The 16,161-nt window shown below is 40.8% G+C and carries 19 protein-coding genes; 8 read left to right on the top strand and 11 right to left on the bottom strand.

Annotated elements, in window-relative coordinates; genetic code table 11:
• Positions 1 to 456, top strand: a 456-nt coding sequence (locus tag BCT34_RS01960; protein WP_102300435.1) for a hypothetical protein, incomplete at its 5' end; no start/stop codon positions are given.
• 367 nt (positions 457 to 823) lie between these two features.
• Here the strand turns inward: BCT34_RS01960 and BCT34_RS01955 are convergent.
• Positions 824 to 1,135: a helix-turn-helix transcriptional regulator gene (locus BCT34_RS01955; RefSeq protein ID WP_076650825.1), complete on the bottom strand. Its 312-nt coding sequence runs from the start codon at positions 1,133 to 1,135 to the stop codon at positions 824 to 826.
• Positions 1,136 to 1,238: 103 nt separating this feature from the next.
• Between BCT34_RS01955 and BCT34_RS01950 the strand changes: the two genes are divergently transcribed.
• The 3 genes from BCT34_RS01950 (at position 1,239) to BCT34_RS01940 (ending at position 4,884) form a co-directional block, all read left to right on the top strand.
• The gene (locus BCT34_RS01950) at positions 1,239 to 1,769 is read left to right on the top strand and encodes a hypothetical protein (protein WP_076650826.1); all 531 of its coding nucleotides are present in this window, start codon (positions 1,239 to 1,241) and stop codon (positions 1,767 to 1,769) included.
• Positions 1,763 to 3,142 (top strand): DEAD/DEAH box helicase family protein, encoded by a 1,380-nt coding sequence (locus BCT34_RS01945; RefSeq protein WP_076650827.1) that lies wholly within the window; start codon positions 1,763 to 1,765, stop codon positions 3,140 to 3,142. Before BCT34_RS01950 ends, BCT34_RS01945 begins: the two co-directional genes overlap by 7 nt.
• An 863-nt stretch (positions 3,143 to 4,005) precedes the next feature.
• A complete protein-coding gene (locus tag BCT34_RS01940; protein WP_076650828.1) occupies positions 4,006 to 4,884 on the top strand; it encodes a bacteriophage abortive infection AbiH family protein in 879 nt (292 codons plus the stop codon).
• Positions 4,885 to 5,139: 255 nt separating this feature from the next.
• On the opposite strand, the gene BCT34_RS01935 is transcribed toward BCT34_RS01940, so the two are convergent.
• The 6 genes from BCT34_RS01935 to BCT34_RS24260 form a co-directional block, all read right to left on the bottom strand.
• Positions 5,140 to 5,859 carry a hypothetical protein gene (locus tag BCT34_RS01935; RefSeq protein ID WP_076650829.1) on the bottom strand — a complete coding sequence of 240 codons (720 nt, stop codon included), beginning with the start codon at positions 5,857 to 5,859 and terminating at the stop codon, positions 5,140 to 5,142.
• Complete coding sequence (locus tag BCT34_RS01930) at positions 5,852 to 6,247, bottom strand: hypothetical protein (protein ID WP_076650830.1); 396 nt, start codon at positions 6,245 to 6,247, stop codon at positions 5,852 to 5,854. Before BCT34_RS01930 ends, BCT34_RS01935 begins: the two co-directional genes overlap by 8 nt.
• Positions 6,240 to 6,707: a hypothetical protein gene (locus BCT34_RS01925; RefSeq protein ID WP_076650831.1), complete on the bottom strand. Its 468-nt coding sequence runs from the start codon at positions 6,705 to 6,707 to the stop codon at positions 6,240 to 6,242. The genes BCT34_RS01930 and BCT34_RS01925 overlap by 8 nt, the downstream gene beginning before the upstream one ends.
• A gap of 1,290 nt (positions 6,708 to 7,997) precedes the next feature.
• The gene (locus tag BCT34_RS01920) at positions 7,998 to 8,627 is read right to left on the bottom strand and encodes a hypothetical protein (protein ID WP_076650832.1); all 630 of its coding nucleotides are present in this window, start codon (positions 8,625 to 8,627) and stop codon (positions 7,998 to 8,000) included.
• Between the two features lie 17 nt (positions 8,628 to 8,644).
• Positions 8,645 to 9,367, bottom strand: a complete 723-nt coding sequence (locus BCT34_RS01915) for a DNA/RNA non-specific endonuclease (protein WP_076650833.1) — start codon at positions 9,365 to 9,367, stop codon at positions 8,645 to 8,647.
• Positions 9,368 to 9,474: 107 nt separating this feature from the next.
• Complete coding sequence (locus BCT34_RS24260; RefSeq protein WP_157936587.1) at positions 9,475 to 9,663, bottom strand: hypothetical protein; 189 nt, start codon at positions 9,661 to 9,663, stop codon at positions 9,475 to 9,477.
• Between the two features lie 56 nt (positions 9,664 to 9,719).
• On the opposite strand from BCT34_RS24260, the gene BCT34_RS01905 reads away from it, so the two are divergent.
• From BCT34_RS01905 to BCT34_RS01895, 3 genes are read left to right on the top strand one after another with little or no spacing between them, the layout of a single operon-like run.
• Positions 9,720 to 10,031, top strand: a complete 312-nt coding sequence (locus BCT34_RS01905) for a hypothetical protein (RefSeq protein WP_076654499.1) — start codon at positions 9,720 to 9,722, stop codon at positions 10,029 to 10,031.
• On the top strand, positions 10,028 to 10,381 hold the full coding sequence (gene tnpB / locus BCT34_RS01900; RefSeq protein WP_076654500.1) for an IS66 family insertion sequence element accessory protein TnpB: 354 nt from the start codon (positions 10,028 to 10,030) through the stop codon (positions 10,379 to 10,381). The genes BCT34_RS01905 and tnpB overlap by 4 nt, the downstream gene beginning before the upstream one ends.
• Positions 10,382 to 10,440: 59 nt before the next feature.
• Positions 10,441 to 11,988, top strand: coding sequence for an IS66 family transposase (locus tag BCT34_RS01895; protein ID WP_076654501.1), 1,548 nt, complete (start codon positions 10,441 to 10,443; stop codon positions 11,986 to 11,988).
• Between the two features lie 29 nt (positions 11,989 to 12,017).
• Here the strand turns inward: BCT34_RS01895 and BCT34_RS01890 are convergent, their stop codons facing one another.
• From BCT34_RS01890 to BCT34_RS01875, 4 genes are all read right to left on the bottom strand, one after another.
• Positions 12,018 to 12,932 carry a hypothetical protein gene (locus BCT34_RS01890; RefSeq protein ID WP_076652997.1) on the bottom strand — a complete coding sequence of 305 codons (915 nt, stop codon included), beginning with the start codon at positions 12,930 to 12,932 and terminating at the stop codon, positions 12,018 to 12,020.
• Positions 12,932 to 14,005: a hypothetical protein gene (locus tag BCT34_RS01885; RefSeq protein ID WP_076652999.1), complete on the bottom strand. Its 1,074-nt coding sequence runs from the start codon at positions 14,003 to 14,005 to the stop codon at positions 12,932 to 12,934. Before BCT34_RS01885 ends, BCT34_RS01890 begins: the two co-directional genes overlap by 1 nt.
• Before the next feature lie 342 nt (positions 14,006 to 14,347).
• On the bottom strand, positions 14,348 to 15,094 hold the full coding sequence (locus tag BCT34_RS01880; protein WP_076653002.1) for a hypothetical protein: 747 nt from the start codon (positions 15,092 to 15,094) through the stop codon (positions 14,348 to 14,350).
• Between the two features lie 3 nt (positions 15,095 to 15,097).
• Entirely contained in the window at positions 15,098 to 15,589 is a 492-nt protein-coding gene (locus BCT34_RS01875; protein WP_076653005.1) for a hypothetical protein, read from the bottom strand.
• Positions 15,590 to 15,802: 213 nt separating this feature from the next.
• Between BCT34_RS01875 and BCT34_RS01870 the strand changes: the two genes are divergently transcribed.
• Positions 15,803 to 16,161 (top strand): transposase (locus tag BCT34_RS01870; protein WP_133150978.1); only part of this gene is annotated, 359 nt, incomplete at its 3' end.

Raw genomic sequence — 16,161 nt, 5'->3', positions numbered from 1 at the left:
AACTACCTTGAAAAACGCCGGTTATGGGGGCATCGGCGTGATCTGGGTGGTAATGCTTACCCGTTAGCTAGATTTAGGGGCATTATTGATTCGCTGAGTATACTGTCTCCTGAAGCTAATGTATGGGAGAGAAATAAGCTAGGAAGTTTTGAATCCTTAGCAGCGGATACATTTTCTATGATCTGTGACTTGTATAGAACACTACACTTTGTTGAATTTAGCTCATTAAAATCTCTTAGAAGCAGCCAAGTACCACCGTCAGTTCTTACATTGGAAGAGCAAGAAATTTATGATTTTTTAGTCTCATGGGCTGATGAAGAAGCAAACTTTCGTTCTGTTAATAAATTATCGTCCGAAACCTGTGAAGCTCAGTCAGTGTCAAAGTTCCTTAGCGAACATATTGATGATTTATGCAGAAAGCTACAAAAGATCAAGGAAGAACTGCCAGATAGTTAGTGCTGAAATTTGAAGGGTATATGAGACTTTCTATTTTAAGGATGGTTAACAGTACGTATACTTGGCTAAGTATATGTATATTGTCGATTCCAGTTGCTTTCTAACGTCAATTGTCTTACTTGATGGGGATTAGGGCCAGAAACTTGACAGGTAAGCACCTCATAGACAATTTTGATAGCATGAGACGTTATCACTGCGTTGTTGCTTAAATAAGGCAGGAATGCACTTACTTACCTCACATGGCTTATTTGTTAGATTTTTAATGAATATACCTAGGCCCAGAGTTTTGTTCATAGCTTTTTAATTTGCCACTATTTCATTGTCCCACTATCCGCTACACGAGTATTACTTAAAGTAAATCCTCTTGTTAGCCTTTATTTTGACTCAGTGCAGCAATGAGTTTCTTTCTTTCGCTCTCCGTCATTTCAGAGATCATGCACGCCAGTTCAGCTGAGCTTTCATCTTCGCAGAAAAAATAATTGAGCGGTACACCCAACTCGTCAGCGATGAGCTTCAAGGTATGAACATCTGGGGCGTGCTTGCCTTTCTCGTATTGATTCATTCGAGGGCTTGCTGAACTTGCATCCATACCTATGCCTTCTCCCAAGGCTTTTTGAGAGAGTTTTGCTTTTTTTCGAGCTTGTTTGAGTCGCTCAGGGATCGGGCTTTTAAATGACACTTAGGTTTCATTTCTCTAATCTCAAGTTAACTAAGATTTTCTTAGTTTTATGTATTTCTGTATACTAAGCAATCCTTAGTTTTTGGTTGGTGTAATTTTGGGAATGAAACGAGCTCAAAGAATTAGTGCGGTCATGCACAAGTTATTGATAGAAAATGGGTTAGATGGGTTCACAGTAATAGAAGCGAGAGATTTATGGCTATCACTTGATACAGTGGCTCCCAATTCAGCCGAAGCTCATAAAAAGGTGTACCGAGCAATTTTTAACTCCGAAAAAAAAAGTTGGTTGCGAAGTGAGGGCTCTGGCCGGAAAAAACGTTACTTTCAAACGGCTCAATTTAGAGAGTTGCGTAATAATATAACCACGAATAACCAAACGGAGATAAAACCTCAAGTGCCCATTCAAAACTATTCCATTTTGAATAGTGAACGTAATGAATATAAGGCTGAGCTTGAGATTGTACTTGGGGAGGTTGATGAATATAAGTCGATTACATCCCGATTTCCTGAGCTAAAAAATAAACTGGCCCCTTTGCATCAAGAGGCTAAAGATCGTGCTGCTTTATTGTTCGGTAAAGTGAACGTTTTAACAAAAGTTCTTAATACTCTCTACGAAGGCGGTGAACTGTGTTAAGGAAATGGCAAATTGAATGCTCTGACAGAGCCTTGGAAAAGTATCAATCTAACGGATCCCATTTTTTTTGCCAAGCTACACCAGGAGCTGGTAAGACAGTACTTGCAGCTAATATTGCATCAAGGCTGCTACAAAGTGGCATGGTAGATCTTGTATTATGCTTCTCACCATCATTGACAGTTTCTGATGGTATAAAAAGAACCTTTTCGTCAATACTTAATTGCACGTTTAGTGGTGGGATGGGATCTATAGGGCAATCCTTAACATACCAATCTATCCAGTTCATCAATGAAGAGTTTTGGAAAACAATGCGAAATCACAGGGTCTTTGTTGTCTTTGATGAAATACACCATTGCTCTGGCTCTGAGGTTGAAAATGCGAATACTTGGGGGCAGCAAGTTCTCACTAAAATTCAGGGGCTTGCCACTTTTACATTGGCACTTTCAGGTACACCGTGGCGGTCAGATTCTCTACCCATTGTGAAGGGCGAGTACAGCGACCCAGAAAGACAACTCCTTGTCGATTACCAATACACTCTTAAACAAGCAATAGCTGATGGTGTTTGTAGGATGCCTAAAATCGTCTTGATTGATAATGAACACTTGTCTGTTAGTAGTAGCGAAAAAGTTGAATCCTTTTCATCAATATTAGAAATGCTTAAGCAAACAAACGTATCGTACCAGAATGTAATTCACAACCAAGAGGCGATGGAATATATACTTAGTTTAGGGTGTGATCGGTTAGCAACAGTTCGTCTTGAAACAGCCAATGCCGGTGGGTTAATTGTTGCAGCATCGGTTCATCATGCGCAAACAATCAAAGAAATACTGTCTCAAAAGTTTGGCCAAACTGTTTCAATTGTCACCTATCGACATGATGAACCGCTAGTAGAAATTGAGCGTTATCGACAAAACGACGTTCAATGGATTGTTAGTGTCGGTATGATTAGTGAGGGTACTGATATTCCGCGCCTTCAAGTATGTTGCCACATGAGTTCAGTTAAAACTGAGTTGTATTTCAGGCAGGTGCTCGGGCGAATACTTCGTGTTAATAATGTGAAAAACAAACAAGCGTGGTTGTTCACTTTTGCAGAACAAAACCTGATTGAATTTTCTGAAAGGATTGAACAGGATATTCCCGAGTGTTGTCTTTATGTGAATATGGGGAAACCTATCGAAACAGAGCTCTCTGGTCGACGAAATAACTTAAGTGCCAAGCATTCGCTTGAGCCCCAATACATCGAGAGAACATTAGTATCGTGGGCGAAAAGTACAGACAGTTCAAATAGCCTCTATGGAATACTTGGGACCTTTGATGAACTCAGGCTTGGAGTGTTTAGACAGAGAGTAATTTCGGCTTTCTCTTCCAAGTAGTTGAAGAAATCATAGGCTATAATGATTTGCTAGAGGCATGTTGAGGGTGTCGAAATTGAGGCTCCTTTCTAGGTAACTTAAACTTAGAAGGCAAATTAAAAAACGAAACAGCAGTACCCAAACGTATTAAATACCAGCTTCAATATCTTCGGTTTTTTATCCATGCGTTCGTAGTGGAACCCACAAGCACTTTTCAACAAAACAGGAAAAGTGCTACTACTTCCTTCATAAATTGAGTACAGAGGGGCCTGATTAAACTGCGCGTTGCGTGAGGAAGGCCTTTAGCTAACCCTTGGGATGACTATACGCTCTCTCCTGCGAATACTAGATATCAGTAATACCCACAATTAAGTTATTTATTTTCAAGTATTAAACTCTAAGTTCCACATTAATAACTCTTAAACAATCGGCCATATCACAAGCTGTTATGTGAAGTTAAAGCTACGTGGAGCCTTGTTTTCTGTGTTCTTATTACCACACTGGAGTGACAGAGTATAGTACACCGCTGTGAGCTAACGTGATTACTCAGTGGCATATGTAAGCATTAGATTTATCTGATTTTTCTATATATCAGACTTTAAGTCGTTTTAACGCTTGAAAACCCTAAGCTGGGCAGTCTCTAACTCTAGCCGTTAGGCCGATAGACTTGTTTCTTGGGGCTGGAATTTTATCAGGAGTATTTGGAACCTGACCCAAGGCACATGAAGGTATAGTGCTAAGAGGTAAATTGGATGGTTAGGTTAAGGCGAACGAACTCCTCCCTCACTCCGGAGTTTTGTAGACTAATTATATGAATATAAACGCATTTTTTGTTATAATGTATAACTTGTAACTTTGAAGGCTCATTTATAGGGAAGGGTAGTGTGACAACTTTAATTATAATCGGTAATGGGTTTGATATTCAAAATAGATTACCTACGAGTTATTGGCATTTCCACCAACGTTATCATAGTCGGTTAGATGATCATTTTGCGTTTTTTCCTGAGTTCTTTGACGATCAAGATTGGTCTAACTTTGAAGATAACTTGGGCACCTTCAATGAGGATGAATTTAACGAGCAAGCGGCATGGCAACCTAGTATTGAAGACATGGCTGAGTCATCAAGTCACTTGTTTGGCTACGAAGATGAGATAGCTCAAAAAGTCGATGAATTGGTGGATGATGTAACAACTTCATTTATCACTTGGGTAAGAGCAGTAGACGTAACCTCAGCTTCCCAACTCTTTGATTTCCCGAATGGAGCTAAGTTCATCAACTTCAACTATACATCTACTCTTCAGGATGTATATACAATTCCGGATGAAGATGTTCTGCATATTCATGGTAAAGCCAGGCGGAACGTTATTTTCGGACATGGAATAGGGAATGGTAATCAATCCACTTCAATGCCAGTGAACGAGAATGCACCTTGGTTTGATGAATCACAAAGAACATTGGCTTCAGTAACAGATAAGTTTCACAAGCCTGTTCCTGAGATACTTGAACTACATCGCGCTCAGCTAGAGGGTTATGGATGTATCGAAAAAATTATTGTAATAGGGCACTCAGTTAATGATATCGATCTTCCATACTTCAGGTGCATCTTGAACGCCTATCCTGATGCTAATTGGGAGAACTGGAATTATGGTGATGGTATATCGGATACCCATGATAAATTGATAGCTCTTGGCGTCCCTCAACATCAGTTGAGTTCATCATCTTCTAATGGTCTTGAGGCTACTTATCCGAAGCAGTCGACTTAGGGCTCCAACTCCAAAGCTAATTTGTCCATAGGCTTCATCGACCTGAAGTTTTACTCGTGGCACTTTTCTCAAAAAGTGCCAGCTATCTCAGAGCTTCCCTAAAACTAATTAGAACACTCCTCAGCCAAACCCGTTAATTCATATTACTTTCGAAACATGAATCAGTCCGATTTAACATATGACTTTTCTTCAGCTTTTTATGAAATTTCGGTGAAGCCGTTTCACAAGCTGAAGAGTGGTTTTTGATTTGGTTTATCAAGACTTAGGCTTTACAGTCGCCCCTAGATCAAGTCCTTCAATTGCTTTTTTTTCACGTCTCATCTTTTTAGATGAATGTTTCTTTTCTTCGCTATGATACTGTTGGTGATCTTGGCTGTTAGCAGGTCCAACATTGTTAGGGTTGAGCGTGTCCTCGGGCTTGTCACTTCTAGGGGTGAGGTGGTGTAAGTCGATTTTGTCGCCAAGCGTTTTATGGGAAACTACACAAACTCCATCGGAGTGTTTTTTCAGTTGTTCATTTCTAAATCTTGGCCACTTTGAGTCCATTTGTTCTTTGATCATCGTTCTTTTTTCTTTTACAGATGGACATTGTACAGCGGCATCCAAACACTGAATTATATCAAGCGCCTCTTCTTCTGCCTCGGGTGTTTCTGCTTCCTCTACGCGAATGTAAGCATGCTCATGTAGTGCTGGCAACAGTACATTATCATCGTACACATCGTCGTCGTTCAGGTTTGACAAAAAAAGTCGAGCCTCCTTATCAGAATCTAAACCAAGCACGGCTTTGATGTTTTCACGTGGCTGGACGACTTCAATTGAGTTAGCCCCTAGTTCTCTGTTGTGTATCACTAAGCTGTGATTCTTTATCGCGTTACGACGAGCAAGTGCTTTAACTTTATTTATGGTTTGGGCCGCGTCGGGGATAGTGATGTCGTTGGGATCAATAGGTTCGATGATAATTAAATCGTTACTCATGGTTATTTCCGTTCCGAAGTATATTAGTCTGGACTCTACTAGAATGCTTGAGGTGTGCTTGCTGCGTCATATTTCTTGGCTGCTGTTCGCGCTTTTTTACCTCTCTAAATACTGCAGATGCGTGGACCAATGTTGCGTCACCTGATTCGAAGACATCATCCACATTGCAATTGCTGATGAACGTAAATACGCCAACATCACCAGTTTTCAGCGCTTTCTTAATACCAACCACATCCATCACTCTGCGGCCATTACTCAATAGATAAGTGTGTTCATACAATGTGGACTCAATGTTAAGTCGATCTTTCCGTTTTAATGGTGAATTATATTTGTCTTCCTTGCGGCCTTCTGGCGTGGGTATTCTGGAATGAATGATTAGTTCAGACATGCTCTACACCCTCCAAATTATCATCGAATTTGTAGCCAAAGCCTTTACGAAGATCTTCAAGTTTATGCTGCGCTTTAGCAATAATACTTTCTGGGATAGCTTGATGTTCAGAGCTTGCTTTGAGTATGGTGGAGACTCGTAGGTACCATTTCTTTGCTTCTTTCTTGAATTCCTCGTCATAAAAATCATCTTTGATGCCTAGCTTTTTCTTTCGTTGCCGCGCATCAGTATGTTGGGTGAGATAGTATACATACTCATGTTTTTTGCTAACGAAGAAACTCTCAGGTTCATAAAGCTCGATTTTCTTGGCGCGAATAACAAAAGGTAACAGCGCCTCATGGCTCGACACATCCCTAGGAACCTCAAAAGGGGTCATTGCCTGATTAAGTGCGGTAATCACTTTTTCCAAAGGCCCTAGTTCGGTTAGTTGTTCTACTGAGTAGATTTTATTGAAGTTCATGACGCCTCCAGATAATGCGGTAATAGATGTAAAACATACCAAAACAATACAATACCGTCATTGTATTTGAAGTATTGAATAAACTGATTTTCGAGGGAAATTGCATTTTACCGCATGCCGCTATGTGCTGGGTTAACCCGGCATTTGAGCAAACCCAAGAGTTCAAGAGATCAGTCCAAATAATTGTCTTTGGTATCCATACTTATAATTTTTTAGCAGGAATCTTAGTGAAGTGCTAAACATAAATGTACGTTTCTTTTTTCGTGACATCTATCTAACAGGTGTAGTAATACGCTGAAATTCATATCAAATTAAGCGCATGAGATCTGATTTTGTGGTGTTAAGCCCAATAAACTTTGAAAAGCAAAGTGTCGCTTAGTGAAGTATCCAGTCTGAATGGAACAAATCAAAATCGCAAACAAACAGTCTGCGAGTTTAATCACAGCTAACTCCTCGCTGCGATAAGCCTCCATTGGTCGAGAGAGATCCTCGTAGAACCAGTTGGTTGCTCTCTTCGTTATATAGCCAGCTCAAGTTTAGTTATTAGCCCTCAGTGGCATAAAAACGCGATAAAGATGCGATACTTCTCCCTGTCTAAAGGGACATCTGAGTCAGCTAAGGCACCAAGCACTTCTTGATATAAAACACCAAACCTTTTCGTCATTGAAGGTGAATAATCATCAACCATCAATTTATAGTCACAAAGGCTATTATCATTATTTCGTCTAGTCGTTTGAATAAATTTCACTATCGGATAAACAAAGTCAATTACATCGCCTGGGTGTTCAATGTTTTGGTAAGAATAGAGCTTGAAGTAGTCATTAAAATAATGATTAGTGTCAGCGTAATGTTGTCAACGAAGGTGCTTACTCGCGCCCGAATCTAAAGAGCATAATTAGAGACCTAGCCATTGTAATGGCTCTTGTTCAAATAAACCTTCATAAATGTCCAGACATTTGTGTCATAATTATAATGATGCTTTATCCAACCCTTTCTCTTCTTTTGCATAAGCCAGATTATTTAATGCCAATCCATATTTTTCAGCCCATTGGTCTGCCTTTTGCGGATAGTAGCGTACACGTATTTCCAAGGATTGCTTATAAAGGGTAATGGCTTTCCCAAGCTAGTTGTTTTCTCGATATAAGCCCATCAAATTATTCAAGCTAGGTGGTGTAGATAGCTTCTAGTACCATTGAATGTAAAGATTCGGAATACTGACATTCTCCGAGCAATTTCCCATCCTACAGATATTTGTTTAGGTAATAGCTGATACTTAAACTGAGCAATCTACTAGCCAGTTCTTTCATTACCAGGGGCAGGGAACAACGTCCTAGCGTTGTAGAGAACGTTCGTCCAACCTTCAGACCCCCCTGAAATAACCCAACCGGTTAAAACAACATCTACGGAGTCAAAAATTACTATATGCCAAACACTGCTCAATTGTTCGTTATTTACTAGTGCGCCGAGAATATTTACCGCACCAATCGATGAAAGTATGCAGCCAATAGCCAGTGATACGGTAAGACACATACGACCAGTTTCTGCGGCGTAGTCATTAACAATAGCCTCTCTTAATTGGACGATAGTTTTCAATTCTTCATTATTAGGATCTAAACTAAGTTCTTTTTGGGCAAAAATGAGTTGATTAGCATACTCTAGTGCAGTGCGCCTACGGTAAGTTCGTTTAAAAGCCTCTACAATGCGTTCATTTACGGCGATAATGAAACCGAGGAAGATAATGTGAGCCAAAAAAAGATTGTCAGACACTTGAGATAGATCGATTGATTGGGACGTGAATCCGTAGTAGCTTGCAGGTAATGCTATCAAAAAAAACACCAAAGATAGCTTGATAATGCTATTTAGATATTTCGTTCGAGTATTTATCTCTGCGGTTCTTAGTAAATCCTTTTTGGTCACCATTGCAGTCCCTTCATCTACTAGCCAACCCGGCGATTACATGCTGGGATGTTTTTGAGTTCAACCCGTTCGGGATTGTTACTTTTAATTTTGAGTAGTTCTAAAACTACCGGTAAGTAATGATTTTCCTGTTCTCCTTTAAGAAGTTTCATAAGAGAGTCTAGTGTACGACGCGATTGTTTTAGAGTGTCAGCCTTAGAAGTGTCCGAGTTTTCCATAACCCATAAGTCATATTGGTTGGCAGATTGCGAATAAATTAGCTTCCAAAGATAGTCTGGAGTTTCTGGTAACCCGTGGCTAAGTGAATAGAAGTCATTAGTTGGATCATTGCCAAAAATGGAACCAGCATAGACTAATAGCGGAGCAAGAGACATTTCATCCCGATAGCACTCAGTGAGATACTCTGTCTTTTTCCATGCACCATTACGATTGAAAGATTTGGCTTGTGGGACCATATTAACCATAACATTGGTTTGATTCGCTTCAATTTGGTTATCATCAAAGTGATCGATAGCGATTAAATGCCCTACGTCATAACCTTTTACTGAAGACGAATACGTGTTTTTTGATGATTGCTGACATTGTATTTTCTCAGCCGTTTCATCTAAAAAGTAGCGTCGATTTGATGTGTTTTCGCTGCCGTTATCAATTCCAATTAGTGCCATAGATAAAGTAGCGGCTTTTTGAGAGCACGATAGCCAAACACTAAATCGATCGTAACTACAGTAAGCAATACCTTCCATGTCAGCTTTAACGCAATTAGCGCTGGCGGTGACACTGACTAAAAGGGGCAATATTACATAAGTATAATTAATGAGAACTACCTCCGCTTCATCTAGTTCTCAGCGAGCTAAAAATACTCTTTGTATTTAAGGTAAGTATCTTTGTTGTCTCCAATGAACTCTAAAATATCAATATTTACGAACACACTACCCAGATCGTCATTTCGATGGACATAACCGAAACTGAATTTGTTGGCAATGTGTAATGTGACACCATGACCCAGTGCATCAGCGTAAGCGCTCCATAAACCCCGCATTCTAATCGCCTAACACGAATAATAAGATCAAGTCTCCAACCATGAGGAGATTTGAAATGGGAAAACGACACACTAATCAAGAATGGCAAACGCTTATCGAGCAATCTGAATCGAGTTCATTGTCAACGCTCGCATTTTGTAAGCTCAATGAACTCAATCCCTCAACGTTTTATGCTAAGCGCCAGCAACTCAAAAAAGCGGATGTATCTCAAGGCTTTGTGCGAGCAGAAGTCGTCGAGAAGACAACGAAATATCAAGCTCAAATAGCCATGGCTAACATGACACTTCTCATCAATGATGTGGAGCTGAGTATTCCTCAAGGCACGCCCGCAGCCTACCTGGCAGAACTTATCGGAGCGTTATCATGAAACGCATGCTCAGCGCACCAGAGATTTATCTGTATCGTGAGAGTGTCGATTTTAGAAAGTCCATCAATGGCCTCGCGGCGATTATCGAAAGTGACACCGACTTACCTTTAGGAAGTGGCGCACTGTTCCTGTTCACCAATAAACAGCGTGACAAAATCAAAGTGCTGTACTGGGATAAAACAGGCTTTGCGCTTTGGTATAAACGCCTTGAAAAAGCCAAGTATAAATGGCCTACAAAAGAGCAAAATGAAGTGTTTACCCTGACTCAATTCGAACTTGATAGACTGCTTTCTGGCTTCACGATTATCGGCCATAAACCCGTTCAAATAAACGATTTTACAATGACTTGATCAATAATAAAGCCTTATCTACCAAGCGTTAACGGCATGATTTTAGTATAATAAATGCCATGAAAAGGACGCCAGATATCAACCCAAAAAGCCAAGATATTGCCGAGCTACAAGCGATGGTGAAAGCCCTTCTGCTCTCTCAGAAGCAGAAGGAATCTCAATGGCAACAAGAGCGTCAATCCTTACTCGAACAGCTCAAGCTTGCCTTCGACCGCCAGTTCGCGAAACGCTCGGAGGCGTTAAAGCCTTACGATGAATCGCAAGGTGACCTCTTCAACGAAGTGGAATGTGAAGCAGCTAAGGAAGAAGAGGTTGAGGTGACGACGACCACCACAACGAAGAAACGTGGTAAACGCAAGCCCCTTCCAAAGACCTTGCCTCGTGAAGTTATCGAACTCGATTTAGACGACCATGAAAAGCAGTGCGCTTGCTGCCAACATAGTCTGCATAAAATCGGTGAAGACCGCAGTGAGAAACTTGAGTTCTCACCAGCTATACTCAAAGTGCTGGAATATGTTCGTCCTAAATATGCTTGTCGTCAGTGCGAGCAAACAGAAGACAACAGCCGTATCGTTCAAAAGCCAGCGCCCCAGAGCATCATCCCTAAAAGCTTTGCCACAGAAAGCTTGTTGGCCAACATCATCCTTGGCAAATATCAATACGCAATGCCACTTTACCGCCAAGAGTCGCTGTTTACTCAGTCGGGTATTGAGCTATCGCGAACTACCATGGCAAGGTGGGTTATCCAAGTCAGTGAGAAGTTCACACCGCTGTATGCGGCCTTGAAAGAGCACCTGCTTCAACAAGTGGTGGTTCAGGCGGATGAAACGCCGCTCAATGTCCTCAAAGAAGATAAGCAGTGTTATATGTGGCTCTACTGCTCGGGCTCAGACTCGCCCGACGCAGCACTGCCTAATGTGAAGAATATCGCCTTGTACGACTATCAAAACAGTCGCGCGAGGGCATGCCCTGTTGCCTTCTTGGAGAATTACAGTGGTTACCTGCAAACCGATGGCTATGGTGCCTATGATGGTCTTCATCGCGTAACCAATGTTGGCTGCTTGGCGCATGCTCGGCGAAAGTTCATGGATGCTAAGAAGCTTCAAGGTAAAGGTAAAGGTAAGTCAGGCAAAGCAGATAAAGCGCTGGCTAAAATCCAAAAGCTCTATGGGATAGAATCCCGCTTAAAAGGTGCGACTGTCGAAACACGAAAAGCAGAACGTCAACTGCATGCCAAGCCGATACTGGATGAGCTGTACGAATGGATGACGTCTCAACAAGTGATAAGCTCTAGTCCATTAGGTAAAGCGATTAAGTATACGCTCGGCCAATGGCCCAAGCTCATCCGCTATATCGATGACGGTCATTTATCTATCGATAATAATCGTGCTGAACGCGCAATTAAACCGCTGGTCATTGGCAGAAAAAATTGGCTCTTCTCGAACACACCAAATGGTGCTGATGCGAGCGCGATGCTTTACAGCATCGTCGAGACTGCGAAAGCCAACGGCCTTATCCTCTACGACTACATGGTCAAGTGCATGAAAGAGCTAGCGAAAGCTGAGCCTGATATCGATGCGCTCCTACCTTGGAACTTCAAACATTAACAACATCGCCCCGTGGGTTCATGGGGCGTTTACGCATCAGCTTCTTTTCTATCGTGGTATACGCTTGTAAGGGAGAGCCCAAAACCTTTCTTCCACCAGTTCACTCCTATCCATTCGACAGCTAAACTCACATCGTCCCGGTTGCCGCTCTCCAGCTCATGGATATGTTCAAAGACAATACTTGGGCGTAATAAAAATGCTTGCCATTGAGGAGGACCCACCAATTTTTTTTGTCCGAAATAGTCTTGTTGTAATTGCGTAGTGACCCAAACATCCAATGGTGTTTGATAGCGCGCTTTATCAATAAATGTTTTCCAGTCTGCGCGGATTGACTCTAGATGTTTGTCGTTATGATCAAGAAGGGCTGTGTTGAGGGGGATGAACGCTGGTTTAATAGCATTGCTCAGGCTTTCCATAGCTTCGGCACAAGTCTTATTGCTGGTTTCGTTACACTTAGTTTCTTTTTGGGTGTCTAATTTAAAGCGAACATCAGCTTCGTGGAAAGGTGCTAACTCAAACTTAAGTTCTGCAGTCGAACCCTCAACGCTTATTAGTCTGGGAGAATACTCAAATATTATTGGATTAAGAAAGTCATGATTATCTTCATATCTGAATAGCTGATCGATCCAATCGTCCGTAATTTCTTGAACACCAGGAAATGTTCCATCGGGATATACAGTAGTTATATTGTGTTTGGCTTGAGTAGTGAAGCGAGTTAGAGCTCTTTCAAACTTTGTTTTTTCTTCATCGGTAACCAGTAAAGCATTTCGACAAAGAACCGGGCCTATTTCTACACTCAGTCCTTGTAGTGAAAGAAAAGATGTAGGGAAATTATCTTTGAGATCGACCGCTTTACTACAAGTGAGTGGGATTGATTCACTGTCCGCTACAACAATCGACGAAAAGCCAACTAAGATAGTATACATCAGAATTTGGAGTTTCATTAATGCCCCTCCATCGAGTCGGACGCAGAATCAATCTTTTGCTTGAGTTCTTTGTAGAAGCCTTCAACTGCTTTGCTTAGCTCCTTTAGAGCTTCTATTTTATCACTTGTATCAGCATGGGTTTTCCAACTTTTACATGCTTGCTCAATTTCTTCGATATTATAGTTTAAGCTAGTTTGATGATGAGTTGTTTTACCGTTTTGGTATTGCAGATCTTTGAGTGAGTATCTGAGAACATTAGCGAAAAACGTTTCTGCTACATTCGGAGAAGCCATGTACTCCCTCAAATCATGAGTGTTTACTTTTCTTATTGTTTCCACTTTGATGTGACGTCCCCCCTGAGTAATTGGACGAGTGTACTCTTGAAACCAAGTAAAGGGGTCTAACGTATTTTGAACGTTGAATAGTGATTTGGTGCACCCGCCAGCATCCGACGTCACAACTGAAAAGTTTGGGTCCGCGATGTCATTTAGTAGATTTAATAGTCGGCTTACGTTGGCCACCATCCAGATTGTATCGATTTGAAAGCGGTCAATATCAAGCTGAGGAACGTTAGATATTAGGTCCGTATCTTTTCTAAAAACCTTAACTAAGGTGTCATGAAGAACCGCACTTCCCAAGCTATGCGCGACAATGTGCAAAGTCCTGTTTTGAAGTTCACGCTCACGCATAAGATCATTGATCTTTTTTGCAAGGTCGACCCTGATTTTTTCTCCCCAATAAGTTAAGCCATAGTAAATAACATCGAGCCAATGTGTATAGAACATCTTATCGCTATCATATTGAGCGAAGTGCTGAGATAGTTCTGTCGCAGCTCTCTCTCCGAGACCATGCCCCTTCAGCAAGCTAATATGCTTGACAATACTGCTGGCTTTTTCTGCATCTTTGAGGCGAATATCATCCAAAAAATCAGAATAGTTGAATTGAAAAAACTCTACTTCGTTGTTTATATCAAAATCTTGAATACCAAAATTTTTGGCTGCTTCATTGAGAGCCAACGATATCTCTACTTTAGTCTCACCGGGTTTATGTGTACCCATTCCATGTATGACCAAGACCATTGGCTTATTCATATGTTCTCTCCAGATATGCACATATATCAATATAGATCCAAGGTTCTATTTTGATTCGTAGTTGCACTAGAGAATTCAAGAAATTTGATGTACATCACGTTAATTTGAGTAAATATTAGGCTGAAGTTGTACCACTGATGGAATCAGTTAATCGTTGCAATGAAGGTATTATTTGGACCGGATATAACGTTCGATAGAAGAGTAACAAAAAATATGATAAAAGCCTTGCTAACGAATAACGAAATTTGTTTTTAAGTGTTTGAAAAGGCGTTAAATGTTCGTTTTTTAGTGAGTTTCACCAATGCGTATTTACCTGATAAGCTGATCTCGGAATGGTTTAATCTATTTTTGGATTGATATGCATCGTCGCACGAAGGCAACTTGTTCTCCTACCGGTTTAGACACAAACCGTTTAACACTCTCTGGCTCAAATATAACCTGACACTTCGCTAGTTCAATATGTTCGTCCATTCCAGCATATCTAGCAGATACTATTACCGTCATACTGCTATTCTCGACCTTGCCCGGTTCTGTATTGAACTTATCTCGAAATTGTAAAAATTTTAAATTTGAGTTAGACAAAATTGGCGAGAATTGAACTTCAAACCGGCGGTGCTGCCCATTATCAAAGATTTGATTATCCCAAGGTACTTGTGATGTAGATTTAACGTAATTGGTTATGCCTTCTGCGACTATGTGTGTGACAGGAAGTGATATTTCTCGTTCTAATAACACGGAGTTTATAGTGACGGACATGTCGATGAGAGTTCGAAGAATTGTATCGTTGTTTTGCACCAACATTTCAAATGAGATTGCTAATGGGGCTTCGCCACACACTTTGCCAAAATCTAACTTAGCTTCTCTAATCTTTGCGTCAGAATCCAGAATAACGCCACAACGAATTTCGACAACTTCGATATCGGCAGTAAAATTAGGAGCTGTAAACCGATCTAAAATTTCATTCCAGTAAAGTGTGCCAGCAAGAAGAGCACTTGGTATACCAACAAACGCTGCTATTTTACCAAAGATGTCACCTATATGAAGTGCGCCTTCAAAACCACGATTGAAAATGCTTTTTTTTAGAGTCATGCTTTATTCTTTAAGTTGATTTAGGCCGCTGAACTCAGGTTTGCTCAATAAGTACTTAAGGTTTTTTTGATCAAGCTTGGCTTCTAAAGTGACAAATTCTTCTGACAACTGTAGTTGACTTTGTTGTAATGCTATTTGGTTTTCTGACATCCATCGGAGTTGTATTTCTGCCTCATAAGTTTCTGGACATTTACATCTTGGAGCTATCGGGTTGGGTACACCGGGGGCCCCTATTATTACTCCCTGACCCTCAACGTTTACGGAGCTTCCTAGTTCGGGCGTGCATTCTTGCCCGTCATTACTCTGTATCAGATAACTGCTATTGATTATTTTTTTTAAATGTTCCGATGAGGTTTTTGCTGCGTATTCGCAACTAACAATAACTTGACCTGAATCATCAATTTTTATGTCAAAATCATGGTGTTCCGATGCTAGTGCAGTAATGCTTACAACTATAGACATACCTGTTATTGAAGCGAATACACTTTTGTTCATATCTACCTCCTTATGCTATTTGTTTAATACTAGCATCAATTTTCATTATCTATTGTAAGACATGATATTAAAAAATTTCCAGTGCATAACAAAAAAATCATCCAAATTTAATAGAGCCTTTTGAGGAACAGCGAGGCTTTGTTGCGTAATTCAATGGAACTAAATCCAGAACCTACGATCTGATCAGCTACCTCCACTCTCTCTCGTAGTCCTATGCCTAAGCCTCGTTACAAAACAACCAACTGGAAGCAATACAACCAATCACTCATTAACCGTGGCTCTCTGACCTTTTGGATTGATGAAGAAGCAATAAGCGGGTGGGTGCAAAGCAAACAGAATAAGCGCGGGAGGCCGCGTCGGTTCAGTGATTTAGCTATCACGACAGCACTCATGGTCAAACGAGTTTTTTCTATGCCATTGAGAGCGCTTCAAGGATTTATCGACTCGATATTTAGGCTAGCCCATGTACCGTTAAGTTGTCCGCATTACACCTGCATCAGTCGTAGAGCCAAGCAAGTTGAGGTTTCATTTAAGACTAAAACGAGAGGAGCAATACAGCATCTAGCCATTGA

Source organism: Vibrio sp. 10N.261.45.E2 (assembly GCF_002875705.1).
Classification (GTDB): domain Bacteria; phylum Pseudomonadota; class Gammaproteobacteria; order Enterobacterales; family Vibrionaceae; genus Vibrio.
The sequence above is the reverse complement of the archived record's forward strand: the minus strand, read 5'-3'. Positions and strand labels throughout refer to the sequence as shown.